The organism is Pseudomonas sp. GM21, assembly GCF_000282215.1.
Lineage (GTDB): Bacteria > Pseudomonadota > Gammaproteobacteria > Pseudomonadales > Pseudomonadaceae > Aquipseudomonas.
The window spans coordinates 1-23,890 of the sequence record NZ_AKJS01000073.1; the positions used below are offsets into that span (position 1 = coordinate 1).

Consider the following 23,890-nt stretch of genomic DNA (forward strand, 5'->3'; position numbering starts at 1 on the left):
CGAACGCAGCCTCGCAGGCTCGGCAGCTGCTACAGAGCTGTGGTGTTGATCTAGTGGCCCATGAGCCAATGCTGATGCGGCCCTGGCAAGGTCCAAATGCCAAACACCATCACCAGCAATCCACCGGCCATGCGCACACTGCGTTTGCGCAACAGCGCCGTCACCCGCTCAGCGGCCAGGCCCGTGGCAAGCAGCACCGGCCAGGTGCCGAGTCCGAACGCGAGCATCAACAAGGCACTGTCCAGCGCATTGCCCTGGCTGGCCGACCACAGCAACGTGCTGTAAACCAACCCGCACGGCAGCCAGCCCCAAAGCGCGCCCAGCAGCAACGCGCGGGGCAGGCTCGACACTGGCAACAGTTTGTTGGCAACCGGCTGGATATGCCGCCACAGGCCGCGACCCAGGCTTTCGATGCGGGTCAGGCCGCTCCACCAGCCGGCGAGGTACAGGCCCATGGCGATCAGCAGCAACCCGGCGATGACCCGCATAAACATCGCAGCCGGACTGTTGGCCACGGCCCAGCCCGCCAGGCCGATCAGCAGGCCGGCCGTGGCATAACTGAGGATTCGTCCCAGGTTGTAGGCCAGCAGCAGCCGAAAGCGACGGCTGCGTTGCTCTTTGGGAATCGCCAGGGTCAGCGCGCCCATCAAGCCGCCGCACATGCCCAGGCAATGGCCCCCCCCGAGCAAACCGAGAATTACCGCAGACACCAGCAATGGCGCCAATTCAAGCATGAGGCGGCGCCTTGTCGTCCGGCTTGGCCGGATGGCCGCTGGCTTCTTCGACCGCTGCTTTGTGGGCCGGGTCCTGGTCGTCGAACAGAATGCTGTGGGCCGGGCCGTCGAGGTCGTCGTACTGACCGCTGTCGACCGCCCAGAAGAAGATGTAGACAGCGATGGCCACGAGCACCAATGCGGCCGGGATCATCACGTATAGAGCTGGCATGGGTGGACTCCATGCCCGCGCTGGCTCAGGCCGGCAGCGGGCGGGTTTCTGGCGTGGTGCTGGCAGCAGGCGCACTCGGCAGGCGAGTCAGGCGCAGGGCGTTCAGCACCACGGTCAACGAACTGATCGACATGCCGACGGCCGCCCAGACGGGCGTGATCCAGCCCAAGGCAGCGAACGGCAACATGAGGCCATTATACAACCCGGCCCACAGGAGGTTTTCGATGATAATCCGACGGGTTCGCCGCGCCAAACTGAAGGCTTGCACCAGCGCGTCGAGACGGTTGGACAGTAACACGGCATCGGCGCTGGTTTTTGCCAGATCGGTGGCCGAACCCATCGCCACGCTGATGTCGGCGGCGGCCAGCACCGGCACGTCGTTGACCCCGTCACCGAGCATCAACACCTTGCGGCCTTCCTTGTGCAGTTGTTGCAGGACCTGCAGTTTGTCGTCCGGCCGTAAACCGCCACGGGCCTCGTCGATGCCCAGCTCGGCGGCGACGCTGGCGACCATCGGCGAACTGTCGCCGGACAGCAACAAGGTGCGCCAGCCCCGCGCCTTGCAGGCTTGCAGCAAGGCCGGAGCATCGGCGCGCAAACGGTCGTCGAGGACAAACCACGCCAGAGGCCCCTGAGTGTCGCCGAGCAGCAACCATTGGCCTGCTTCATCTGGCATCAAGGGCACGGCTGCACCGCTGAGTTCGCAGACGAAACCAGGCTGGCCAATGCGCAATCGCTGGACGCCGACCAGGCCTTCAAGACCCAGCCCCGGCGTGCTGTGGACTTCATCGGCGGCCAGTGGCGCGCGGCCAAAGGCGCGAGCGATCGGGTGCTCGGAGCGGTTTTCCAGGGCGGCGGCGAGGCTCAGGCACTGGTCACTGTCGAGTGCGCCAAGGGGACGGATTGAACGCAACGCCAGACGCCCTTCAGTGAGGGTGCCGGTCTTGTCGAAGATCACCGTGTCGATCTGGTTCATGCCTTCCAGCACATGGCCGCGCGTCAGCAACAGGCCGAGTTTGTGCAGCGTGCCGGTGGCGGCGGTCAACGCAGTGGGTGTCGCGAGGGACAAAGCACAGGGACAGGTGGCGACGAGCATGGCCAGCACAATCCAGAAGGCCCGCGATGAATCCAGTTCCCACCACAACACGCCAATGACAGCAGCGGCAATCAGCGACAGCAGCAAAAACCACTGCGCGGCACGGTCGGCGATTTCCGCCAGGCGCGGCTTTTCCGCTTGCGCGCGGTCCAGCAGGCGGACAATGGCGGACAGTCGCGTGTCCTGGCCCAGAGCCAACACTTGCACGGTCAACGCCCCTTCGACGTTCAGCGTGCCGGCGGTCACTGCATCGCCGGGCGTTCGCGGTTGCGGCAGGTATTCGCCGGTCAGCAGCGATTCATCGATGCTCGATTGGCCATCGAGGATCTTGCCATCAGCCGGCAGGATCGCCCCAGGATGGACCAGCACCTGATCACCCACGCGCAATTCGCTGAGCAGGATTCGCTCGCTCTGGCCATCAGCACTCAGGCGCAGGCATGAAGCGGGCAACAGGTTGACCAATTGCGCGGTGGCGGCGGCGGTGCGCTCTCGGGCCCGGCGTTCCAGATAGCGGCCGGCGAGCAGGAACAGCGCAAACATCCCGACCGCATCGAAATACAACTCACCGACGCCGGTGATCGAAGTCCAGATCCCGGCGAGGTAGGCGCTGCCAATCGCCAGTGAGACCGAAATGTCCATGGTCAAGTGACGGGTGCGCAGATCACGCATGGCGCCTTTGAAAAAAGGTGCGCAACTGTAGAACACAATCGGTGTGGTCAGAAACAGCGCGACCCAGCGCAGAATGGTGTGCATTTCAGGGCTGAGGTCGATATTGAATTCCGGCCAGGTGGCCATGGTCGCCATCATCGCCTGGAACCAAAGCAGTCCGGCGACACCCAGTTGTCGCAAGGCCAGACGGTTTTCGCTGGCCAGTTGTTCGCTGGCGCGGTCGGCCTGATACGGGTGAGCGGCATAGCCGATGTGGCGCAATTCACTGAGGACTTGGCTCAACGGCAGTTGCGCGTCGGCCCAGCGTACGTGCAAGCGGTGATTGGACAGGTTGAGGCGCGCTTCGGCCACTGCCGGCAAGCCGCGCAGGTGTTTCTCGATCAACCAGCCGCAAGCGGCGCAGCTGATGCCTTCCATCAACAGGGTGGTCTCGGCGAGGTCGCCGTCGTGGCGTACGAAGGGGGCTTGCACGTCGGCGCGATCGTACAGCGCCAGTTCGTCCACCAACTGCACCGGCAAGGCTTCGGGGTTGGCCGATGACTCGCTGCGATGCTGGTAATAGCTTTCCAGTCCACCCGCCACGATAGCTTCAGCCACCGCCTGGCAACCCGGGCAGCAAAACTCGCGGGTTTCACCCAGGACCGCAGCGGTGAAGCGGCTGCCGGCCGGGACGGGCAGGGCGCAGTGGTAGCAGGGGGTTGGAGTGGTCATGAAGTGAAGTCCGATGATCGTTCCCGGGCTTTGCGTGGGAATGCCTCCCCGGACGCTCCGCGTCCGCTTCGGCTGGGACGCGGAGCGTCCCTGGCTGCGTTCCCACGCAGAGCGTGGGAACGATCAGGGTAAGGCTTACTTTTTAAGGTCTTCAGCGCCTTGCAGCGGTTCATCGCCCAGCAACAAGTCCTTGTCGTGGCTGACCGGTTCTTCTTCGAACAGGCGCCAGGTCTTGTCGCCCTCGATCCCCAGCAGTTCTACAAAGCGACGGCCTTCGACCTTGTCGCTCAGTTGACCAATGTAACGGCCCTGTTCTGTGTCGCTGTGGGCGAGGGTGATTTTGCGATCCTTCTCGGGCTGTGTCGGCGACATCAGGTTCAGCTCAAGGGTTTTCGGTTGGCTATTGCCACTCAGGTGCAGGTCGACTTCGCCGGTCACGCTATCCAGATGAATTTTGGCGCGCAGTTGCAGTGTCTGGGCCAACCGTTCACGGTCGAGTGAGCGATTGATGCCTTTGCCAGCCTCGTAGTAATTATCGTTCACCAGGTCGATCGGGTGATTCACCGCGATGGTCACCATGGACAAGGTCAGGGTCACCGAACAAGCCAGAATCCCGATGATGATCCACGGCCAAAGGTGCTTGTACCAGGGACTTGTAGCTGCTGCGGGCATGATGACTTCTCTCAACGAATTTGTGGGCCGATGAATCGGCTCTTGGCTTCAACGTGAACGCTGTTGTCATCGGCATCCTTGAGGATGAATTTAACCTCGTTGGTGCTCGATGGCAGTTTTTCCGGTGCGCTGGACAGCTCCACTGGCTGGGTGAAAATTTCCCCCGCGGCGACTTTGATCTCGCGCTTGCCTTGTAGCTTGAGGTCCGGCAAACCGGTGGCCTCCAGCACGTAGGTGTGGTCTCGCTGGTCTTTGTTCATGATTTTCAGGCTGTAGACGTTTTCGATCCGGCCTTCGGCATTCTCGCGGTACAGCACGCGGTCTTTGCTGACGTCGAAACCGACCAGCGAACGCATGAAGAACGCGGTGATCAACAACGAAATCATCGCCAGCAGCACCACGGCATAGCCGATCAGGCGCGGACGCAGTTTATGGGTTTTTTGCCCCGACAGGTTGTGCTCGGTGGTGTAGCTGATCAGTCCGCGCGGGTAGTCCATCTTGTCCATGATGGCATCACAGGCGTCGATACAGGCGGCGCAACCGATGCACTCGATTTGCAGGCCGTCGCGGATGTCGATGCCAGTCGGGCAGACCTGGACGCACATGGTGCAATCGATGCAATCGCCCAGGCCTTGTGCCTTGTAGTCGATACCTTTCTTGCGCGGGCCACGGGACTCGCCACGACGTGGATCGTAGGAGACGATCAGCGTGTCCTTGTCGAACATCACGCTCTGGAAACGTGCGTACGGGCACATGTAAATGCACACCTGCTCGCGCAGCCAGCCGGCGTTGCCGTAGGTGGCGAGGGTGAAGAAACCGACCCAGAAATACGACCAGCCATCCGCTTCGCCGGTGAAAAAGTCGAACACCAGTTCGCGGATCGGCGAGAAATAACCGACGAAGGTCAGCCCGGTAACAAAACCGATCAGCAGCCACATCGAATGCTTGCTGAATTTGCGCAGGAATTTGTTGGCGCTCATCGGCGCTTTATCGAGCTTGATGCGCTGGTTACGGTCGCCTTCGGTGACCTTTTCGCACCACATGAAAATCCACGTCCAGACGCTTTGCGGGCAGGTATAACCGCACCAGACACGACCGGCGTAGACGGTGATGAAGAACAGGCCGAAGGCACTGATAATCAAAATCCCCGACAGCAGGATGAAATCCTGAGGCCAGAAGGTTGCACCAAAAATAAAGAATTTACGCTCCGGCAGGTTCCACCAGACGGCTTGATGACCGCCCCAGTTCAGCCAGACCGTACCGAAATACAACAGAAACAAAAAGGCGCCGCCCATCATCCGCAGATTGCGGAACAGGCCTGTGAAAGCGCGGGTGTAGATCTTTTCGCGAGAGGCATAGAGGTCGACGCTTTTGTTTGCGTCTTTGGCGGGCGGAGTGACGTCGTGTACCGGAATCTGGTTGCTCATCGTTGCATCCCACGGCAGTGGACAAATGCCCCGGTCAGTACATGCCAACCGAGGTCAAAAAGGGGTGTTGCAGTGGCGCAATGATACGCCTGTCGCTCTAGCTCGCGGGTGCGACCTTTGGTCACGTTGGTGGAAATCAACGGACGGTGTAATGACTTGTATCAATTGACTTGTGAATTATGGACGGTTTTGCGGGGCGACGAGTTCATTCATCCCATGGATTGAGCAGTGCAACACCGCAGGATTGAAAGTCGCTGGTGTTACGTGTGACCACTGTCAGCCCTTGCACCAGCGCGGTCGCCGCAATCAAGGCATCGCTTTCGTTGCTGCGGTCCGGGACGTGCAGACTGCGCTACCATCGGTCGCTGTATCAATGTGGTGTAAACAAAACGGCCCCGCCAATCTTCATTGGCGGGGCCGTTTATTGTTGCCTCAGGCGTTTGCCTTACTGAGCGTCTGTCACCGGAGCCTTCTCACCTTGAGAGAGGCTGTAGACGTAAGCGGCCAGCAGGTGAACCTTGTCGTTGCCTTGCAGCTGTTCTTGCGCAGGCATCTGGCCCTCACGTCCATAACGGATGGTCTGCTGCAGTTGAGCGAAGCTCGAACCGTAGATGAACGCGCCCGGGTGGGTCAGGTCAGGTGCGCCCATCGCTGGCGTACCTTTGCCTTGCGGACCGTGGCAGGCCACGCAGTTGGCGGCGAACAGTTTTCCGCCGGCAGCCGGGTCAGCCTTGGTGCCTTCCGGCAGTTTGCGGCCATCGAGGTTGGTCAGTACAAACGCCGCAACGTCTGCAACGCCTTGCTCGCCGATCACTTCAGCCCACGCTGGCATGACCGCGTGACGGCCGCCCATGATGGTGGTCTTGATGGTTTGCGCATCGCCGCCCCAACGCCAGTCGGCGTCAGTCAGGTTAGGGAAACCGTAAGCGCCCTTGGCGTCGGAACCGTGGCAGACCGAGCAGTTGGAGGCAAACAGACGGCCACCCATCTTCAGGGCTTGCGGGTCTTTGGCGACTTCCTCGATAGGCATGGACGCGAACTTGGCGAAGATCGGACCGAACTTGGCGTCCGACTTGGCCATTTCCTTTTCCCACTCGTGAGGACCGGTCCAGCCAGCCTGGCCGTTGGCAAACGGCGTCTGCTTCTCGGTATCGAGGTAGTTGTAACCCGGCAGCAGGCCTTTCCAGTTGCCCAGGCCCGGGTACAGCACCAGGTAACCCAAGGCAAAAATGATGGTGCCCACAAACAGCATGAACCACCATTTTGGCAGTGGGTTGTCGTACTCCTCGATCCCGTCGAAGGAGTGTCCGACCGTATCTTCCGTCTGCTCGGTGCGCTGCCCCTTGCGGGTGTTCAGCAGCAGCCAGGTCAGGGCGAAAATGGTGCCGAGAGTGAGGACTGTGACGTACAGACTCCAGAACGTTGTCATTCTTTGTTACTCCTAGAAGCTTGCTCGACGTGCTTGATGGCTTCGGGATCATCCGCGAAAGGCAGCAAGGTCGCGTCTTCAAACTCCGACTTGCGCTTGGGGCTGAACACCCACAACGCCAGACCGATGAAGGCCACCATCACAACAACGGTGCCCAGGCCACGAATCATCCCGATATCCATCTAAATCACCGTTTGCTTTTGATGATGGTGCCCAGGCCTTGCAGGTAGGCCACCAGCGCGTCCATTTCGGTTTTGCCCTTCACGGCATCCTGGGCACCGGCGATGTCTTCGTCGGTGTAAGGGACGCCGAGCGTGCGCAAGACTTCCATTTTCTTGGCGGTGTCTTTGCCGTCGAGCTTGTTTTCCACGAGGAACGGGTAAGCCGGCATTACCGACTCAGGCACTACGTTGCGCGGGTTGTACAAGTGCGCACGCTGCCAGTCATCGGAGTAACGACCGCCAACACGGGCCAGGTCCGGACCGGTACGCTTGGAACCCCACAGGAACGGGTGGTCCCAGACGCTTTCACCGGCGACCGAGTAGTGGCCGTAACGTTCGGTTTCAGCACGGAACGGGCGGATCATCTGCGAGTGGCAGCCGACACAGCCGTTGGCGATGTAAATATCGCGGCCTTCCAGTTCAAGGGCAGGGCGCGGCTTCATGCCTTCGACCGGCTTGTTGGTGACGTCCTGGAAAAACAGCGGAACGATCTGGGTCAGGCCGCCGATGCTGACGGCGATAACCATGAAGAAGGCCAGCAGGCCAATATTCTTCTCGACTGCTTCATGCTTCATCAGTGAGCTCCAACTACAGCGATCTGTTCGGCGGCTTTGGCTTCTACCGGGTTCGAGGCGCGTACGGTGCGCCATACGTTGTAGGCCATGAACAGCATGCCGCTGGCAAAGAACGCACCGCCCAGGGCGCGAACGATGAAACCAGGGTGGCTGGCTTGCAGCGCTTCGACGAACGAGTAGGTGAGGGTGCCGTCATCGTTGATTGCACGCCACATCAGGCCTTGGGTGATGCCGTTGACCCACATCGAAGCGATGTACAGAACGGTACCGATGGTTGCAAGCCAGAAGTGTGCGTTGATCAGGCCGACGCTGTGCATTTGCGGGCGACCGAACAGTTTCGGGATCATGTGGTAAACCGCGCCGATCGAGATCATCGCTACCCAGCCCAGAGCGCCGGCGTGTACGTGGCCGATGGTCCAGTCGGTGTAGTGAGACAGCGCGTTGACGGTCTTGATGGCCATCATCGGGCCTTCGAAGGTCGACATGCCGTAGAACGCCAGCGACACGACCAGGAAGCGCAGGATCGGGTCGGTACGCAGCTTATGCCAGGCGCCCGACAGGGTCATCATGCCGTTGATCATGCCGCCCCAGCTTGGTGCCAGCAGGATGATCGACATTGCCATGCCCAGCGACTGCGCCCAGTCCGGCAGCGCGGTGTAGTGCAGGTGGTGCGGACCGGCCCAGATGTACAGGGTGATCAGCGCCCAGAAGTGCACGATAGACAGGCGATAGGAGTAGATCGGACGCTCGGCCTGCTTCGGAACGAAGTAATACATCATCCCCAGGAAGCCGGTGGTCAGGAAGAAACCGACCGCGTTGTGACCGTACCACCATTGGACCATGGCGTCAGTCGCACCGGAGTAGGCCGAGTAGGACTTGAACAGGCTGACCGGCAGCGACATGTGGTTGACGATGTGCAGCATCGCGGTCACGAGGATGAAGGCACCGAAGAACCAGTTACCGACATAAATGTGCTTGGTCTTGCGCTTCATGATGGTGCCGAAGAACACCAGTGCGTAAACGACCCAGACGATGGCCAGCAAAATCGCGAGAGGCCATTCCAGCTCCGCGTATTCCTTGCTGGTGGTGTAACCCAGCGGCAAAGTAATACCGGCACCGACGATCACCGCTTGCCATCCCCAGAAGTGGAAGGCCGCGAGGCTGTCGGAAATCAGTCGCGTTTGGCAGGTTCGCTGCACGACGTAATAAGAAGTGGCAAACAGCGCACAACCACCGAAGGCGAAAATCACCAGGTTGGTGTGCAACGGGCGTAAGCGTCCAAAAGTCGTCCACGGCAGACCGAAATTCAATTCCGGCCATACAAGCTGTGAGGCGATGAAGACACCGACCCCCATGCCAAGTATCCCCCAGACCACCGTCATGATGGCGAACTGGCGGACTACCTTATAGTTATAAGCAGTCGGACTGATTGCTGTGCTCATTCTAAGGTTCCACGGTTTGGGTGTTTTATTAGGAGTAAAAATCGGCCGCAAGTATGGAGAAAGCAGGGGGTCATTGCAACGCGCCATGACCCCGGTCAAGGCTTTCCAGAGCTGATTCTGCGGCCTTTCCATGCGCCGCGTAAGGATAAAATCGCCCGAGGGCAAAATGTCGCAGCGGATGAAAATGGAGAGGGGGTCCGGTCAGTTGTAACGGAACGTGTTCAAACGCAACGATCGAGGGACCGACGGCAATTGGCGCGACAGCCGGTAATTACCAGCCTTTGCAGCTTGTCATCGAATTGATTCGTCGAACACATCGGCTAAAAACGACTGGAACCGGCTCATGCCAGTCCGCATCGAGCAAGCTTAGACCCGAATCTGGTGAACCGAAAGAAAGAGCAAAGGGGAGGGGTGCGACAATGGGTCGCAAAGAAGCAGCGGCAAGCTTCAAGAGGGGATCTCGTCGCTTGCAGCTTTTGCTTTTGTCTTTACTTGCCGCCTGTAGCTTGAAACTTGTCGCTCAACTGCTCATCACCTTTCGAAAGGCTATAAACATAAGCCGCAAGCAGTTGCACTTTATCGTTGCCGAGCAGTTCGTTCTGCGCCGGCATATGGCCCTGGCGACCATGGCGAATGGTCTGTTGCAACTGCGCCAGGCTCGTACCGTAAATAAAGCCGGCCGGGTGGGTCAGCTTCGGCGCGCCCATGGCTTCAGTGCCTTGGCCGTTTGCCCCATGACAGGCTACGCAGGTGGTGCTGAACAGTTGCTGTCCGGCTTGCAGGTCGGCGCCGCTGTCGGCGGGCAACGGCAGGCCGGCCAAGTCATGTCGTACGTACGCCGCAACATTTTTCACGCCGGCCTCGCCGAGGATTTCACCCCAGGCCGGCATCGCCGCCATGCGCCCCCCCATAATCGTGGTCTTGATCATTTGGGCGTCGCCGCCCCAGCGCCAGTCGCTGTCCGTCAGATTCGGGAAGCCAAACGCGCCCTTAGCATCCGAGCCGTGGCAGACCGAGCAGTTGGACGCAAACAGGCGGCCGCCCATTTTCAGCGCTTGCGGGTCCTTGGCCACTTCCTCCAGCGGCATCGCGGCGAATTTGGCGAAGATCGGCCCGAACTTCGCGTCGGCCTTTGCCATCTCCTTTTCCCATTCATGCGCGCCGGTCCAGCCGTTTTCATAGCCCGGCAAAATGCCCTTCCAGTTGCCCAGGCCCGGATAAAGGATCAGATAACCCGCGCCAAACACCAGCGTGCCGATAAACAGCAGGAACCACCACCGCGGCAACGGGTTGTCGTATTCCTCGATGCCATCGAAGCTGTGGCCCATGGTCTGGTCGACGCTGCCCTTGGTTTCGCCCTTGCGGGTGGCGATCAGCAGCCAGGTCAGGAAGATCAGGCTGCCAATGGTCAGTACGCAGATCCACGTACTCCAGAAGGTGGTCATGGCCGGGTACTCCTTGTTGCAGGTTCTTGGGTGGCGTCGGGTTGGGGCTCATCAGCGAACGGCAGCAAGCGTGCTTCGGCGAATTGCGGCGTGCGCTTGCTGTTGAACACCCACAGCGTCAGGCCGACGAAGGCCACCATCACAACAACGGTGCCCAGGCCGCGGATCATTCCAGTGCTTATTTCAACGATCATGGCTCACCTCTTGCTCTTGATGGCAGTGCCGAGCACTTGCAGGTAGGCAACCAAAGCGTCCATTTCGCTCTTGCCCTTGACCGAAGCGACTGCGCCAGCGATGTCTTCCTCGGTGTACGGCACGCCGAGGGTGCGCATGGCGCGGATCTTGGTTTCGGTGTGGCTGCTGTCGAGCGGGTTGGCCACCAGCCATGGGTAGGCAGGCATTTTCGATTCCGGCACTACGTTGCGCGGGTTGTACAAGTGCGCGCGGTGCCAGTCTTCCGAATAGCGACCGCCGACCCGTGCCAGGTCCGGCCCGGTACGTTTCGAGCCCCAGAGGAACGGGTGATCCCAGACGCTTTCCCCGGCGACCGAATAGTGGCCGTAGCGTTCGGTCTCGGCACGGAATGGGCGGATCATTTGCGAGTGGCAGCCAACGCACCCTTCGCGGATGTAAATATCGCGACCTTCCAGTTGCAGCGCGGTGTAGGGCTTCATGCCTTCCACCGGTTTATTGGTCACATCCTGGAAGAACAGCGGGACGATCTGCGTCAGACCGCCGATGCTCACGGCCAGCACCATCAACAGCAACAACAGACCGACGTTTTTTTCGATTGATTCGTGTTTCATGGCGGACTCCTCAAGCCATCTGCGCGGCAGCGGCAACGTCGGCAGGCTGCGAAGCCTGCACGGTGCGCCAGGTGTTGTAGGCCATCAGGAACATGCCGCTGAGGAAGATCGCCCCGCCCACCAGCCGCACGATGAAGCCTGGGTGGCTGGCCACCAGGGTTTCGACGAAGGAGTAGGTCAGCGTGCCGTCTGCGTTGACCGCACGCCACATCAGGCCCTGGGCGATGCCGTTGACCCACATCGAGGCGATGTACAGCACGGTGCCGATGGTCGCGAGCCAGAAGTGCGCGTTGATCAGGCCGACGCTGTGCATCTGCTCGCGGCCAAAGACTTTCGGGATCATGTGATACAGCGCGCCGATGGAAATCATTGCCACCCAACCGAGCGCCCCGGCGTGAACGTGGCCGATGGTCCAGTCGGTGTAGTGGGAGAGGGCATTGACCGTTTTGATGGCCATCATCGGACCTTCGAAGGTCGACATGCCGTAGAACGCCAGCGACACCACGAGGAAGCGCAGGATCGGGTCGCTGCGCAACTTATGCCAGGCACCCGAAAGCGTCATCATGCCGTTGATCATCCCGCCCCAGCTCGGCGCCAACAGGATCAAGGACATCACCATGCCCAGCGACTGTGCCCAGTCCGGTAGCGCGGTGTAGTGCAAATGGTGCGGACCGGCCCAGATGTACAGGGTGATCAGCGCCCAGAAGTGCACGATGGACAGGCGATAGGAATACACCGGCCGCTCGGCCTGCTTCGGCACGAAGTAGTACATCATCCCGAGGAAACCGGCGGTGAGGAAAAAGCCCACGGCGTTGTGGCCGTACCACCACTGCACCATGGCATCGGTTGCCCCGGCATACACCGAGTAGGACTTGGTGAAACTCACCGGCAACTCAATGTTGTTGACGATGTGCAGAATCGCCACCGTGACGATGAACGCACCGAAGAACCAGTTGCCAACGTAGATGTGCTTAGTCTTGCGCTGCATGATCGTGCCGAAGAACACGACGGCATAGGCCACCCAGACGATGGTGATCAGAATGTCTATCGGCCATTCCAGCTCGGCGTATTCCTTGGAACTGGTGTAACCCAGGGGCAAGGTGATGGCCGCCAGGAGGATCACCAACTGCCAGCCCCAGAAGCAGAACGCGGCGATTTTCGGCGCAAACAATTGGGTCTGACAGGTGCGTTGCACCGAATAGAACGAACTGGCGAACAGGGCGCAACCGCCGAACGCGAAAATCACAGCGTTGGTGTGCAAGGGGCGCAACCGGCCGAAACTGGTCCACGGCAAATTGAAGTTGAGTTCGGGCCAAACCAACTGGGCCGCGAGAAAAACCCCGAGCCCCATACCGACGATGCCCCACACCACCGTCATAATGGCGAATTGGCGGACCACCTTGTAGTTGTAGGCGGTACTGATAGAAGTGTTCATGGTTCCCCATCCACGGTTCAGCCGAAGTGAAGGCGTTCGCTCAGGGCAAACGCTCCCTTCGTCTGGAGTTATTGGCAGACTAAAAGCGAGGCAAGCATGGACAAGCAGCACAAGGCCAGTATTGACGGGGATCAATGGGCGCAGTGCGTACGGGATCACGGATGGTTGTGGAATGCAGCTGTTTCGCCGGCATCGGCAACGCTGATCCTCGCCCACGGTGCCGGCGCGCCGATGGACAGCGGCTGGATGAACGACATGGCTGCACGCCTTGCCGATCAAGGCGTCAACGTGTTGCGCTTCGAGTTTGCGTACATGGCGCAACGGCGCGTTGACGGGAGTAAGCGACCACCCAATCCAGCCCCGAAACTGCTGGAATGCTGGCGTGAGGTGTATGCCCAGGTGCGACGCCATGTCACTGGGCGCTTGGCCGTCGGCGGCAAGTCCATGGGCGGGCGGATGGCGAGTTTGCTGGCGGATGAGTTGGGCGCTGATGCGCTGGTATGTCTGGGGTATCCGTTCTATGCCGTCGGCAAACCGCAAAAGCCTCGGGTCGAGCATCTGGCCGGGTTGAAGACGCGGACGTTGATTGTGCAGGGCGAGCGCGATGCGCTAGGTAATCGCGAAGCGGTCGAGGCGTATACGTTGTCACCTGGGATCGAGGTGTTCTGGCTGGCGGCGGGGGATCATGATTTGAAGCCGTTGAAGGCTTCGGGGTTTACCCATGAGCAGCATTTGGCGGCTGCGGCGCAGAAGGTTGCCGTGTTTCTTCGGTGAGATTTTCAGTGCCTGTCAGGCCGCCATCGCGGGCAAGCCCGCTCCCACAGGATTTTGTGTTGATCCCAACTATTGAGCAACGCTACCAATCATTGTGGGAGCGGGCTTGCCCGCGATGGCGGCCTGACTGGCGACATAGCTTTCAGATCGGCAACAAAAAACCCGGAAGCTTTCACTTTCCGGGTTTTTTCTTTCCAGCAACGATCAGCGGTTAAACCGTTCCACCAGCGAATACTGCGTATTCGCGGTCTTCGTCAACTCTTCACTCAACAATGCCGAGTGTTGGGCCTGTTCCGACGTCTGATCCGCCAATTGTGAAATGTTGCTGATGTTGCGGCTGATTTCTTCGGCCACCGCACTTTGCTCTTCGGTCGCCGCCGCGATCTGGGTGGTCATGTCGGTGATGTTGGCCACCGCTTCGCTGATCCCCACCAGTGCCTGATCCGCTTCCAGAACCCGCGCCACGCCTTCTTCGGCCTGACGATGCCCGGCTTCCATGGTTTGTACCGCCGTGCTCGCCGTTTGCTGCAGCTTGGCGATCAGGGCGTGGATCTGCCCGGTTGATTCGCTGGTGCGTTGCGCCAGTTGGCGAACTTCGTCCGCCACCACCGCAAAACCACGACCCATCTCGCCGGCGCGGGCCGCTTCGATGGCGGCGTTCAAGGCCAGCAGGTTGGTCTGGTCGGCGATGCCTTTGATCACATCGACCACGCCGCCGATTTCATCGCTATCCTTGGCCAGTTGGGTCACGGTCAGGCCGGTTTCACCCACCACCACCGACAGGCGCTGAATGGCTTCGCGGGTTTCCCCGGCGATATCGCGGCCGCGACCGGTCAGGCGATTGGCTTCCTGGGTGGCGTCAGCGGTGCGCTGTACGTGGCTGGCGACTTCCTGAGTGGTAGCCGCCATCTGGTTGACAGCGGTGGCCACTTGCTCGGTTTCGACGCGCTGACGTTCCAGGCCGCTGGAGCTGTTGTGCGCCAGGGTGTCGGACTGCTTCGCTTGCGCGGTCAGGTGCTCGGCGGTGTCCTGCAGACGGGTCAAGCAGGTTTTCAGGCGGGCTTCCTGGCTGAGAATCGACATTTCCAGTTGCGCCTGAGCGCCACGGCTGTCGGTGTACATCTGCGCGATCAGCGGGTCGGACGTGGTTTGTTCGGCCAGGCGCAGCAGACGTTTGAGCCCACGTTGCTGCCAGCTCAAACCCATCAGGCCCAACGGCACCGACAGGCCGGCGGCCAAGGCGAAGCCCCATTGGGACGACAGCGAGGCACCGATCATGAAGCTCACCTGGCTGACCAGAATGAACGGCAGCCAATCCTGAAGCACCGGCAACCATTTATCAGTCGATGGAATGGCGGACTTGCCCTGGTTGATGCGTTGGTAGAGTGCTTCGGCACGCTGGATCTGCTCGGCGGTGGGTTTGATCCGCACCGATTCGTAACCGATTACCTGGTTGCCATCGAAAACCGGTGTGACATAGGCGTTCACCCAATAGTGATCACCGCTCTTGCAGCGATTCTTGACGATGCCCATCCATGGCAAGCCTTGTTTCAGCATGCCCCACATGTGCGCGAACACCGCCGCCGGAACGTCGGGGTGACGGACCAGGTTGTGCGGTGCACGGATCAGCTCCTCACGAGAAAACCCGCTGATCTCGACGAACGCGTCGTTGCAGTAGGTGATCACGCCCTTGGCATCGGTGGTGGAAATCAACCGTTGCTGAGCCGGGAAGGTCCGTTCGCGCTGGGTAATGGGCTGGTTGTTACGCATGGCTTTTTCAATCCGCAAGGCTTTGAAAGGTTCTCGGCGGCGTCAGGCATTAGTTGAAATTATTTTTCAATAATCAGCACTGCGTCGCAAAACGGACAGGGCCGTCAGCGCGCGAGCATCGGATAAGTGAAGAGAGTGAAGTGCAGCAGATTCAGGCCGAAATGGGTGGCGATGGCTGCCCCCAAGCCGCCGAAACGATACGCCAGGCCGTAACCGAAGCCGGCCAGGCTCGCCAGTAGCCCCCATTCCCACCCAGCCCCCAGATGCGCCAGGCCGAACAGCAACGATGCGAGCAGCAGGGCGAGATTTTCACCGTAAGGCAGGTGCTTGAAGCAGCGGCTCAGGCCGCCCTGGAGGTAGCCACGAAACAGCGCTTCCTCGACCAGCGTGACCAGCAGCAGATTATTCAGCACCCACAACCAAGCGTGATCCGGCCACTTCGGTGCCCAACTGATCACATCCAGCAGGAGTGCGCCACCCAAAGCCAGTACGGCGCTCAGTGTCAGGGCGAGGGCGGTGGCATAAACGCCGAGGCGCACCGAGCGTCGGCCGACAATCCACGGGCAAACCAATAAAAGCCAGAAGCCGATCAGAGGTTTGTCCTGATTCAGATACATTGAAAAACGCACCGCGTCGTCGGTGAAGTGTTGAGGGGCGATCCCGCGACCGTTGAAGAACCCCGGAAGCCAGTGCAGCGCCAGTGCCAGGGCGAGGATGATGAACACGCCGTGGCCGAGGTAGCGGGCAATCGGCAGTTTTTGTTGGCGAGCGGCCACACCGGCTACCAGTAGCAAGGCGATGGTGATCAAGGCCAGCCAGTTGAGTTGGCCGTAGGACAGCGCAAAGGTGTAGCCAATGGAGAGAAGGGCCAGGTAGGTCCATGGCAGGGCGATCATTGAGCATCCTTGTTGTGCAGAAATGCTGCGGCGTACCCCGATCCAACAGGGTTTTGGATTTGGCATTCAAAAGTGGGAAGGTTACAGGGACGTTCGCGGCACAATCAAAAACACCGCCCGAAGGCGGTGTCGTTGTCAGCAAACAGCTACGAGGCAATCAACTGTCGCAACACGTAATGCAAAATCCCCCCGGACTTGAAGTATTCGACCTCATTGAGCGTGTCGATCCGGCACAGCACTTCGATCTTTTCCTGGCTGCCATCTTCACGGCTGATCGCCAGCGTCAGGTTCATCCGAGGTCTGAGTTCAACACCGGTCAAGCCGAGAATATCCAGCGTTTCCTTGCCGGTCAGGTTCAGGCTTTTGCGGTTCTGATCCAGTTTGAACTGCAGCGGCAACACGCCCATGCCGACCAGGTTGGAGCGGTGAATCCGTTCGAAGCTTTCGGCGATGACGGCTTTCACGCCCAACAGATTAGTGCCCTTGGCCGCCCAGTCGCGACTTGAGCCGGTGCCATATTCCTGGCCCGCGATCACCACCAGCGGCGTGCCTGACGCTTGATAACGCATGGCGGCGTCGTAGATCGGCATTTTCTCCATGGTGGGCATATAGAAAGTGTTGCCGCCTTCTTCCCCGCCGAGCATCTCGTTGCGGATACGGATGTTGGCGAAAGTGCCGCGCATCATCACTTGATGGTTGCCGCGACGCGAGCCGTAGGAGTTGAAGTCGCGCGGTTCCACGCCTTTGTCGCGCAAGTACTGCCCGGCCGGGCTGTCGGCCTTGATGTTGCCAGCGGGGGAGATGTGGTCGGTCGTCACCGAGTCGCCCAGCAGCGCCAGCACTCTGGCCCCGACGACGTCCTTGACCACGGGCGGCGGGCCGCCGATGTCATCGAAGAACGGCGGGTGCTGGATGTAGGTCGAATCGTCCTGCCACACATAGGTCGCCGCTTGCGGCACCTGGATGGCTTGCCATTGCTCATCGCCGGCAAACACTTCGGCATATTCCTTGTGGAACATCGCGGTGTTGACCTGATTCACGGCGTCGGCAATTTCCTTGCTGCTCGGCCAGATGTCGCGCAAGTACACCGGGTTGCCTTCCTTGTCGTTGCCCAGCGGCTCACTGCTGATGTCGATCCGCACGGTGCCGGCCAAGGCATACGCGACGACCAGGGGCGGTGAGGCCAGCCAGTTGGTTTTCACCAGCGGATGCACGCGACCTTCAAAGTTGCGGTTGCCGGACAAGACCGAGGCGACGGTCAGGTCGGCGGCCTGGATGGCTTTTTCGATGGGTTCCGGCAACGGTCCGGAGTTGCCGATGCAGGTGGTGCAGCCGTAGCCGACCAATGCAAAACCCAGCTCATCAAGGTATTGGGTCAGGCCCGCCGCCTTATAGTAGTCGGTGACCACTTTTGAGCCCGGCGCCAGTGAACTCTTGACCCAGGGTTTGCGCGTGAGGCCTTTTTCCACGGCTTTTTTCGCCACTAAGCCCGCCGCCATCATCACACTCGGGTTGGAGGTGTTGGTGCAGGATGTGATCGCGGCAATCACCACTGCGCCGTGTTTCAGGCGATAGGTCTGGCCGCCATGTTCGTAGTCTGCTTCACCGGCCAGATCGGCATTGCCCACCGCGACACCGCCGCCGCCCTCACTTTCGAGACGGCCTTCTTCCTTGCTGGTGGGTTTGAATTGCAGATCGATGAAGTCAGAGAACGCCTGCGCGACATTGGGCAGGGAAACGCGATCCTGTGGGCGTTTTGGGCCCGCGAGGCAGGCTTCGACGCAGGTCATGTCCAGCGCGAGGCTGTCGGTAAACACCGGTTCCTGCCCCGGCAAGCGCCACAGGCCCTGAGCTTTTGTATAGGCCTCGACCAGTTTGACCACTTCGACCGGCCGGCCAGACAGGCGCAAATACTCCAGCGTCACGTCGTCCACCGGGAAGAAACCGCAGGTGGCCCCGTATTCCGGGGCCATGTTGGCAATGGTCGCGCGGTCGGCCAGCGGCAGGTCGGCGAGGCCATCGCCGTAGAACTCGACGAATTTTCCGACCACGCCTTTCTTGCGCAGCATCTGCGTGACGGTCAGCACCAGGTCGGTGGCGGTGATGCCTTCCTTGAGCTTACCGGTGAGTTTGAAGCCGATCACTTCAGGAATCAGCATCGACACCGGCTGGCCGAGCATCGCCGCTTCCGCTTCGATCCCGCCAACACCCCAGCCGAGCACGCCAAGGCCATTGATCATGGTGGTGTGGGAATCGGTGCCGACCAGGGTGTCGGGGAACGCATAAGTGCGGCCATCCTCGTCTTTGGTCCAGACCGTGCGGCCCAGGTATTCGAGGTTGACCTGATGACAGATCCCGGTGCCCGGCGGCACTACGCTGAAGTTATGGAAGGCGCTCTGGCCCCAGCGCAAGAACGCGTAACGCTCACCGTTGCGCTGCATTTCGATGTCGACGTTCTGCTCAAAAGCCTGGCTGCTTGCGAATTTATCGACCATCACCGAATGGTCGATCACCAAATCCACCGGGGAGAGCGGGTTGATGCGTTGCGGGTCGCCGCCGGCCTTGGCCATGGCTGCGCGCATGGCGGCCAGGTCGACCACGGCGGGAACGCCGGTAAAGTCCTGCATCAATACGCGAGCCGGGCGGTACTGGATTTCCCGGTCGGAGCGACGCTCCTTGAGCCACGCGGCGATGGCCTTGAGGTCGGCGCCGGTGACGGTTTTTTCGTCTTCCCAGCGCAGCAGGTTTTCCAGCAGCACTTTCAACGACATGGGCAATGGGTCGAGATCACCGAGGCTCGTGGCCGCCTCGGGCAGACTGAAATAATGGTACGTCTTGTCGTCGACTTGCAGTGTTCTAAGGGTTTTCAGGCTATCGAGGGACGGCATTGAAATGACTCCTTTGGGTCCGCACGGCTACGGACTGGCGGGACAGACAGAACATTTAACCTAGCCCTGTTTGGACGTTAAGGCTAATTACTGGATGCTATGGTTAAGTCCAAAGTTGCGAACTCGGCTATCATGCGCCGGTTTTCGTGACAGGCTTTGCTTCAACGCAAGTCTGGGCATCGCGCAGTGGTTGAATGTCTCGCCATCTGCCCAGGAGTAAGAATGAACACCCTCTTTATGCATTGCCGGCCGGGCTTCGAAGGCGAAGTCTGTTCCGAGATCGCCGAACACGCTGCCCGTCTGAACGTGGCCGGTTATGCCAAGGCTAAAACCGCCAGCGCCTGTGCCGAGTTCATCTGTACCGAAGAAGACGGCGCCGAGCGCCTGATGCGTGGCCAGCGTTTCGCCGAGCTGATCTTCCCGCGCCAATGGGCGCGCGGGATCTTCATCGATCTGCCGGAAACCGACCGCATCAGCGTAATCCTCGCGCACATGGCAGATTTTCCGCTGTGCGGCAGCCTGTGGCTGGAAATGGTCGACACCAACGATGGCAAGGAACTGTCGAACTTCTGCAAGAAGTTTGAAGGTCACCTGCGCAAGGCGCTGATGGCCGCCGGCAAACTGGTGGAAGATGCACACAAACCGCGTCTGCTGTTGACCTTCAAGAGCGGTCGCGAAGTGTTCATGGGCTTGGCCGAGTCGAATAATTCGGCGATGTGGCCGATGGGCATTCCACGTCTGAAGTTCCCGCGAGAGGCGCCAAGCCGCTCGACGCTGAAACTGGAAGAGGCCTGGCATCACTTCATCCCGCGTGACCAGTGGGATGAGCGTCTGCACAGTGACATGACCGGCGTTGACTTGGGGGCCGCACCCGGCGGCTGGACCTGGCAACTGGTCAATCGCGGCATGCTGGTGACGGCGATTGATAACGGGCCGATGGCCGAAAGCCTGATGGACACCGGTTTGGTGCAACACTTGATGGCTGACGGTTTCACCTTCAAGCCACGGCAGCCGGTGGACTGGATGGTCTGCGACATCGTCGAAAAGCCAGCGCGTAACGCCGCGATGCTGGAAGAGTGGATTGGCGAGGGCCATTGTCGAGAAGCGGTGGTCAACCTCAAACTGCCGATGAAACAGCGTTACGCCGAAGTGAAACGTTTGCTGGAGCGCATCGCCGACGGCTTCAAGGAGCGCGGGATTCGGGTTGAGATCGGCTGCAAGCAGCTGTATCACGACCGGGAAGAAGTAACCTGCCACCTGCGCCGACTGGACGTGAAAAAACCGAAATCCCGCTGACTTGCGCGGACCAATGTTACTGATCGTTCCCACGCTCTGCGTGGGAATGCATCCCGTGACGCTCCGCGTCACATCCAAAGGCGGAACGCGGAGCGTCCCCGGCGGCATTCCCACGCAGAGCGTGGGAACGATCAGCCACAGTTGAACGAACACCCGGCAATGCCGGCCAGTTTCAGGAGTTAATCATGAGTGAAATGCTTGATACGCCGGTAGACGGTACCCTCGACGCCACCGGCCTCAACTGCCCGGAACCGGTGATGATGCTGCACCAGCACATCCGTGACCTGGTGCCTGGCGGCCTGCTCAAGGTGATCGCGACCGACCCGTCGACCCGTCGCGACATTCCCAAGTTCTGCGTATTCCTTGACCACGAACTGGTGGCGCAGCACGAAGAGGCGGGCACCTACCTGTACTGGATCCGCAAGAAACTCGCTTAACCCGCCGATTGACTGATGCGGATCCGCTTGCGTGCACTGCGCGCCAGGCGGATCGACAGCATCAGCGCCGCGCAGCTCAAGCCCACGATCAAGCCTTGCCACAGCCCGCTCGGGCCACTTGGGGCGCCGAACCAATCGGTCAGGCCCAACGCGTAACCCACCGGCAAACCAATCCCCCAGTAGGCGAACAGCGTCAGGATCATCGTTACTCGTGTGTCCTGGTAACCGCGCAATGCACCGGCCGCCGTCACTTGGATGGCATCGGAAAACTGGAACAGCGCCGAGTACACGATCAGCATCGCGGCCACTCGAATCACCGTCGGGTCAGCCGTATAGATCGCTGCAATAGGCTCACGCAGCATCAGCATCAGGCTCGCGGAAAGGCAGGCATAGGCCAGCGCCGTGCCCATGCCGACACCGGCGGCGAAACGTGCCTCGCGCGGCTCCTGACGACCGAGGGCCTGGCCGACTCGCACGGTCACAGCCATGCCGAGGGAATAGGGAATCATGAACACCAGCGAACTGAAGTTCAGGGCAATCTGATGCCCGGCCACCACCGTGGCACCGAGGCTGCCGATCAGCAGGGCGATCACCGCAAAGATACTCGACTCGGCAAACACGGCGATGCCGATCGGCAGGCCGATGCCCAGCAAGCGTTTGATCACCGACCATTGCGGCCAGTCAAAACGGCTGAACAACTGGCTCGATTGATAAGCCGGCGCCCAGCGTTCCCAGCCGGCCATGCCCAATGCCATCACCCACATCACAATCGCCGTGGCCCAGCCGCAGCCAACACCGCCCATGGCGGGTACGCCGAAGTGGCCATAGATGAAGATGTAATTCAGTGGGATGTTCAGCGCCAGCCCGCACAGGCCAAGCACCATCGCCGGGCGGGTACGGCCCAGGCCATCGCTGAAACAGCGCAACACATGGTAGAGGGCGACGGCGGGCAACCCGCTGGCAATGCCGTGCAGGTACTGCATGCAGGGTCCGATCAGTTCGGGATCGACTTTCATGAAGTGCAGGATTGGCTCGGCGCTAAACAGCATGCCGGTCGCCATCAACCCCACCACCAGGGCCAGCCACAGTGCCTGACGCACAATCGGGCCGATTTCACTGTGGGTACCGGCGCCAAAACGCTGGGCGACTTTTGGGGTGGTAGCCAGCAAGGTGCCGGTCATCAGCAGAAACACCGGCACCCAGATGGAGTTGCCCAGCGCGACCGCGGCCAGATCGCGAGGCCCGACCCGGCCCGCCATCACCGCGTCGACGAAGCCCATGGCGGTGGTGGCCAATTGCGCGATCGTGATCGGCAGCGCCAGGGCGAACAGGTTTTTCAGCTCAAGGCGCAGCCGGGCCGGGCGGGTGAGGGCGATAGCGGCAGGGCGGTCAGTCACGGAATTCAAAGGCGAAACGTCCAAAGGTGTTAATGCGCAAGGCGACGCATTCTACGCGCTGACGCCGTGGTCAGGAAAAATCCTGTGTTAGGGATTTGTAATCATATTTCCAACGTTGCGACATTCCCTTGTAGCAGCTGGCGAAGCCTGCGTCCGACTGCGAAGCAGTCGTAATACCTGAGTTTGCGGTCTTCCTGAAACACCGCATCGTCTGATTTCACGACTGCTGCGCAGCCGAACGCAGGCTTCGCCAGCTGCTACAAGGATGCGCAATGCTTGCTGGCTCACTACAGGCATCTACGCCTAAACTGCCGGTCCCCCAAAGGAGCCTTCCATGCTGATTGTTGCCGACGAAAATATCCCGCTGCTCGATGCCTTCTTCTCAGGATTCGGCGAAATTCGCCGGGTGCCGGGGCGCTCCATCGACCGCGCCACCGTCGAGCAAGCCGATGTGCTGCTGGTCCGCTCAGTGACCAATGTCAATCGTGCCTTGCTCGAAGGCAGTAACGTACGCTTTGTCGGCACTTGCACCATCGGCACTGATCACCTGGACCTGGATTACTTCAAACAGGCCGGTATCACCTGGTCCAGTGCACCCGGCTGCAATGCACGGGGTGTGGTCGATTACGTGCTCGGCAGTCTGTTGACCCTGGCTGAAATCGAAGGCACTGACCTGACTCAACGCACGTACGGCGTGGTCGGTGTCGGCGAAGTCGGCGGTCGTCTGGTTAAAGTCCTGCAGGGTCTGGGCTGGAAAGTGCTGGTGTGTGATCCACCCCGGCAGGCGGCAGAAGGCGGTGATTTCGTCAGTCTTGAACAGATCATTGAGCAATGCGACGTGATCAGTCTGCACACCCCGTTGAAGAAACACGGCGCGCAGTCGACCTGGCACCTGTTCGATAAAAAACGCTTGAACCAGCTCAAGCCTGGCTCGTGGCTGATCAATGCCAGTCGTGGTCCGGTGGTGGATAACTCTGCCTTGCGTGAGGTGCTGCTTGAGCGCGAAGACCTGCAAGCGGTGCTCGACGTCTGGGAAGGCGAGCCTGAAGTCGATGTGGCGCTGGCTGAGTTGTGTGTGTTGGCGACGCCGCACATTGCCGGGTACAGCCTTGAAGGGCGGCAGCGTGGAACGGCGCAAATTTATCAGGCGTGTTGCGATTTTCTCGGGCGTCCGGCCGAGGTCAGCCTCAGCGATTTGCTGCCGGCACCTTGGCTGTCGCACGTGACCCTGCATGCGCAGACTGATCCGGCGTGGGCGTTGGCCATGTTGTGCCGCGGCGTGTACGACCCGCGCCGTGACGATGCCGATTTCCGGCGCAGCCTGGTAGGCAATGTGAGCGAGCAGCGTGCGGCGTTTGATGCGCTGCGCAAACATTATCCGCAGCGGCGGGAGATTGATGGGTTGCAGGTGCGGATTGAGGGGGAGTCGGCTGAGCTGCAGCAGATAGTGATGGCGTTGGGGGCGTCGGCTGTATAGAGACCGAGTCGGCCCTATCGCGAGCAGGCTCGCTCCCACAGGGTTTGTGGCTGATACAGGTCCAATGTGGGAGATTCTATGT

At 60.3% G+C, this 23,890-nt stretch carries 21 protein-coding genes and 1 pseudogene; 4 read left to right on the forward strand and 18 right to left on the reverse strand.

The genetic code is table 11. The annotated features are described in order from the left end of the window. Positions 1-50: 50 nt before the first annotated feature. The 14 genes and pseudogenes from PMI22_RS18190 to ccoN (PMI22_RS18130) form a co-directional block, all read right to left on the reverse strand. The gene (locus tag PMI22_RS18190) at positions 51-734 is read right to left on the reverse strand and encodes a sulfite exporter TauE/SafE family protein (protein ID WP_007945046.1); all 684 of its coding nucleotides are present in this window, start codon (positions 732-734) and stop codon (positions 51-53) included. Next, entirely contained in the window at positions 727-945 is a 219-nt protein-coding gene (gene ccoS / locus PMI22_RS18185) for a cbb3-type cytochrome oxidase assembly protein CcoS (RefSeq protein WP_007945047.1), read from the reverse strand. Before ccoS ends, PMI22_RS18190 begins: the two co-directional genes overlap by 8 nt. Positions 946-970: 25 nt before the next feature. Further along, the gene (locus PMI22_RS18180; RefSeq protein ID WP_007945048.1) at positions 971-3,421 is read right to left on the reverse strand and encodes a heavy metal translocating P-type ATPase; all 2,451 of its coding nucleotides are present in this window, start codon (positions 3,419-3,421) and stop codon (positions 971-973) included. 135 nt (positions 3,422-3,556) lie between these two features. After that, the gene (locus PMI22_RS18175; protein WP_007945050.1) at positions 3,557-4,093 is read right to left on the reverse strand and encodes a FixH family protein; all 537 of its coding nucleotides are present in this window, start codon (positions 4,091-4,093) and stop codon (positions 3,557-3,559) included. An 11-nt stretch (positions 4,094-4,104) separates the two neighbouring features. Further along, a complete protein-coding gene (gene ccoG, locus PMI22_RS18170; protein WP_007945051.1) occupies positions 4,105-5,520 on the reverse strand; it encodes a cytochrome c oxidase accessory protein CcoG in 1,416 nt (471 codons plus the stop codon). A 205-nt stretch (positions 5,521-5,725) separates the two neighbouring features. Then, positions 5,726-5,866: pseudogene (locus PMI22_RS30475) on the reverse strand (VapC toxin family PIN domain ribonuclease); the annotation flags it as partial. Between the two features lie 99 nt (positions 5,867-5,965). Next, positions 5,966-6,949, reverse strand: a complete 984-nt coding sequence (gene ccoP / locus PMI22_RS18165; RefSeq protein ID WP_007945052.1) for a cytochrome-c oxidase, cbb3-type subunit III — start codon at positions 6,947-6,949, stop codon at positions 5,966-5,968. Then, on the reverse strand, positions 6,946-7,131 hold the full coding sequence (locus tag PMI22_RS18160; RefSeq protein ID WP_003175465.1) for a CcoQ/FixQ family Cbb3-type cytochrome c oxidase assembly chaperone: 186 nt from the start codon (positions 7,129-7,131) through the stop codon (positions 6,946-6,948). Before PMI22_RS18160 ends, ccoP (PMI22_RS18165) begins: the two co-directional genes overlap by 4 nt. A gap of 5 nt (positions 7,132-7,136) precedes the next feature. Continuing rightward, positions 7,137-7,745 carry a cytochrome-c oxidase, cbb3-type subunit II gene (gene ccoO, locus PMI22_RS18155; protein ID WP_007945053.1) on the reverse strand — a complete coding sequence of 203 codons (609 nt, stop codon included), beginning with the start codon at positions 7,743-7,745 and terminating at the stop codon, positions 7,137-7,139. Beyond that, positions 7,745-9,187 (reverse strand): cytochrome-c oxidase, cbb3-type subunit I, encoded by a 1,443-nt coding sequence (gene ccoN, locus PMI22_RS18150; protein WP_007945054.1) that lies wholly within the window; start codon positions 9,185-9,187, stop codon positions 7,745-7,747. The genes ccoO (PMI22_RS18155) and ccoN (PMI22_RS18150) overlap by 1 nt, the downstream gene beginning before the upstream one ends. A gap of 488 nt (positions 9,188-9,675) precedes the next feature. Continuing rightward, the gene (gene ccoP / locus PMI22_RS18145) at positions 9,676-10,632 is read right to left on the reverse strand and encodes a cytochrome-c oxidase, cbb3-type subunit III (RefSeq protein ID WP_007945055.1); all 957 of its coding nucleotides are present in this window, start codon (positions 10,630-10,632) and stop codon (positions 9,676-9,678) included. After that, positions 10,629-10,826, reverse strand: a complete 198-nt coding sequence (locus tag PMI22_RS18140) for a cbb3-type cytochrome oxidase subunit 3 (RefSeq protein ID WP_007945058.1) — start codon at positions 10,824-10,826, stop codon at positions 10,629-10,631. The genes ccoP (PMI22_RS18145) and PMI22_RS18140 overlap by 4 nt, the downstream gene beginning before the upstream one ends. A 3-nt stretch (positions 10,827-10,829) precedes the next feature. Then, complete coding sequence (ccoO, locus tag PMI22_RS18135) at positions 10,830-11,438, reverse strand: cytochrome-c oxidase, cbb3-type subunit II (RefSeq protein WP_007945059.1); 609 nt, start codon at positions 11,436-11,438, stop codon at positions 10,830-10,832. 10 nt (positions 11,439-11,448) lie between these two features. Further along, positions 11,449-12,873: a cytochrome-c oxidase, cbb3-type subunit I gene (ccoN, locus tag PMI22_RS18130; protein ID WP_007945060.1), complete on the reverse strand. Its 1,425-nt coding sequence runs from the start codon at positions 12,871-12,873 to the stop codon at positions 11,449-11,451. A 96-nt stretch (positions 12,874-12,969) separates the two neighbouring features. Between ccoN (PMI22_RS18130) and PMI22_RS18125 the strand changes: the two genes are divergently transcribed. After that, complete coding sequence (locus tag PMI22_RS18125) at positions 12,970-13,647, forward strand: alpha/beta family hydrolase (protein WP_007945062.1); 678 nt, start codon at positions 12,970-12,972, stop codon at positions 13,645-13,647. Between the two features lie 204 nt (positions 13,648-13,851). Here PMI22_RS18125 and PMI22_RS18120 read toward each other — a convergent pair whose 3' ends face one another. The 3 genes from PMI22_RS18120 to acnA all read right to left on the reverse strand — a co-directional run bounded on the left by PMI22_RS18120 (position 13,852) and on the right by acnA (position 19,201). After that, positions 13,852-15,417, reverse strand: coding sequence for a methyl-accepting chemotaxis protein (locus PMI22_RS18120; RefSeq protein ID WP_007945064.1), 1,566 nt, complete (start codon positions 15,415-15,417; stop codon positions 13,852-13,854). Between the two features lie 104 nt (positions 15,418-15,521). Further along, positions 15,522-16,313: a CPBP family glutamic-type intramembrane protease gene (locus tag PMI22_RS18115; RefSeq protein ID WP_007945065.1), complete on the reverse strand. Its 792-nt coding sequence runs from the start codon at positions 16,311-16,313 to the stop codon at positions 15,522-15,524. A 146-nt stretch (positions 16,314-16,459) separates the two neighbouring features. Further along, entirely contained in the window at positions 16,460-19,201 is a 2,742-nt protein-coding gene (gene acnA, locus PMI22_RS18110; protein ID WP_007945066.1) for an aconitate hydratase AcnA, read from the reverse strand. 222 nt (positions 19,202-19,423) lie between these two features. Here acnA and rlmM point away from each other — a divergent pair, with 222 nt between their 5' ends. Then, on the forward strand, positions 19,424-20,497 hold the full coding sequence (gene rlmM, locus PMI22_RS18105) for a 23S rRNA (cytidine(2498)-2'-O)-methyltransferase RlmM (RefSeq protein WP_007945067.1): 1,074 nt from the start codon (positions 19,424-19,426) through the stop codon (positions 20,495-20,497). Between the two features lie 185 nt (positions 20,498-20,682). Beyond that, positions 20,683-20,934, forward strand: a complete 252-nt coding sequence (gene tusA, locus PMI22_RS18100; protein WP_007945068.1) for a sulfurtransferase TusA — start codon at positions 20,683-20,685, stop codon at positions 20,932-20,934. Here tusA and PMI22_RS18095 read toward each other — a convergent pair. Continuing rightward, the gene (locus PMI22_RS18095) at positions 20,931-22,340 is read right to left on the reverse strand and encodes an MATE family efflux transporter (protein WP_007945069.1); all 1,410 of its coding nucleotides are present in this window, start codon (positions 22,338-22,340) and stop codon (positions 20,931-20,933) included. The genes tusA and PMI22_RS18095 overlap by 4 nt on opposite strands. A 325-nt stretch (positions 22,341-22,665) precedes the next feature. Here PMI22_RS18095 and pdxB point away from each other — a divergent pair, with 325 nt between their 5' ends. Beyond that, on the forward strand, positions 22,666-23,808 hold the full coding sequence (gene pdxB / locus PMI22_RS18090; RefSeq protein ID WP_007945070.1) for a 4-phosphoerythronate dehydrogenase PdxB: 1,143 nt from the start codon (positions 22,666-22,668) through the stop codon (positions 23,806-23,808). The last annotated feature ends 82 nt before the right edge of the window (positions 23,809-23,890 follow it).

What these genes read in the sequence shown, in the direction of transcription:
- PMI22_RS18190 (WP_007945046.1), bottom strand. Translation starts at nt 734, where the DNA reads ATGCTTGAATTGGCGCCATTGCTGGTGTCTGCGGTAATTCTCGGTTTG.
- ccoS (WP_007945047.1), bottom strand. Translation starts at nt 945, where the DNA reads ATGCCAGCTCTATACGTGATGATCCCGGCCGCATTGGTGCTCGTGGCC.
- PMI22_RS18180 (WP_007945048.1), bottom strand. Translation starts at nt 3,421, where the DNA reads ATGACCACTCCAACCCCCTGCTACCACTGCGCCCTGCCCGTCCCGGCC.
- PMI22_RS18175 (WP_007945050.1), bottom strand. Translation starts at nt 4,093, where the DNA reads ATGCCCGCAGCAGCTACAAGTCCCTGGTACAAGCACCTTTGGCCGTGG.
- ccoG (WP_007945051.1), bottom strand. Translation starts at nt 5,520, where the DNA reads ATGAGCAACCAGATTCCGGTACACGACGTCACTCCGCCCGCCAAAGAC.
- ccoP (WP_007945052.1), bottom strand. Translation starts at nt 6,949, where the DNA reads ATGACAACGTTCTGGAGTCTGTACGTCACAGTCCTCACTCTCGGCACC.
- PMI22_RS18160 (WP_003175465.1), bottom strand. Translation starts at nt 7,131, where the DNA reads ATGGATATCGGGATGATTCGTGGCCTGGGCACCGTTGTTGTGATGGTG.
- ccoO (WP_007945053.1), bottom strand. Translation starts at nt 7,745, where the DNA reads ATGAAGCATGAAGCAGTCGAGAAGAATATTGGCCTGCTGGCCTTCTTC.
- ccoN (WP_007945054.1), bottom strand. Translation starts at nt 9,187, where the DNA reads ATGAGCACAGCAATCAGTCCGACTGCTTATAACTATAAGGTAGTCCGC.
- ccoP (WP_007945055.1), bottom strand. Translation starts at nt 10,632, where the DNA reads ATGACCACCTTCTGGAGTACGTGGATCTGCGTACTGACCATTGGCAGC.
- PMI22_RS18140 (WP_007945058.1), bottom strand. Translation starts at nt 10,826, where the DNA reads ATGATCGTTGAAATAAGCACTGGAATGATCCGCGGCCTGGGCACCGTT.
- ccoO (WP_007945059.1), bottom strand. Translation starts at nt 11,438, where the DNA reads ATGAAACACGAATCAATCGAAAAAAACGTCGGTCTGTTGTTGCTGTTG.
- ccoN (WP_007945060.1), bottom strand. Translation starts at nt 12,873, where the DNA reads ATGAACACTTCTATCAGTACCGCCTACAACTACAAGGTGGTCCGCCAA.
- PMI22_RS18125 (WP_007945062.1), top strand. Translation starts at nt 12,970, where the DNA reads ATGGACAAGCAGCACAAGGCCAGTATTGACGGGGATCAATGGGCGCAG.
- PMI22_RS18120 (WP_007945064.1), bottom strand. Translation starts at nt 15,417, where the DNA reads ATGCGTAACAACCAGCCCATTACCCAGCGCGAACGGACCTTCCCGGCT.
- PMI22_RS18115 (WP_007945065.1), bottom strand. Translation starts at nt 16,313, where the DNA reads ATGATCGCCCTGCCATGGACCTACCTGGCCCTTCTCTCCATTGGCTAC.
- acnA (WP_007945066.1), bottom strand. Translation starts at nt 19,201, where the DNA reads ATGCCGTCCCTCGATAGCCTGAAAACCCTTAGAACACTGCAAGTCGAC.
- rlmM (WP_007945067.1), top strand. Translation starts at nt 19,424, where the DNA reads ATGAACACCCTCTTTATGCATTGCCGGCCGGGCTTCGAAGGCGAAGTC.
- tusA (WP_007945068.1), top strand. Translation starts at nt 20,683, where the DNA reads ATGAGTGAAATGCTTGATACGCCGGTAGACGGTACCCTCGACGCCACC.
- pdxB (WP_007945070.1), top strand. Translation starts at nt 22,666, where the DNA reads ATGCTGATTGTTGCCGACGAAAATATCCCGCTGCTCGATGCCTTCTTC.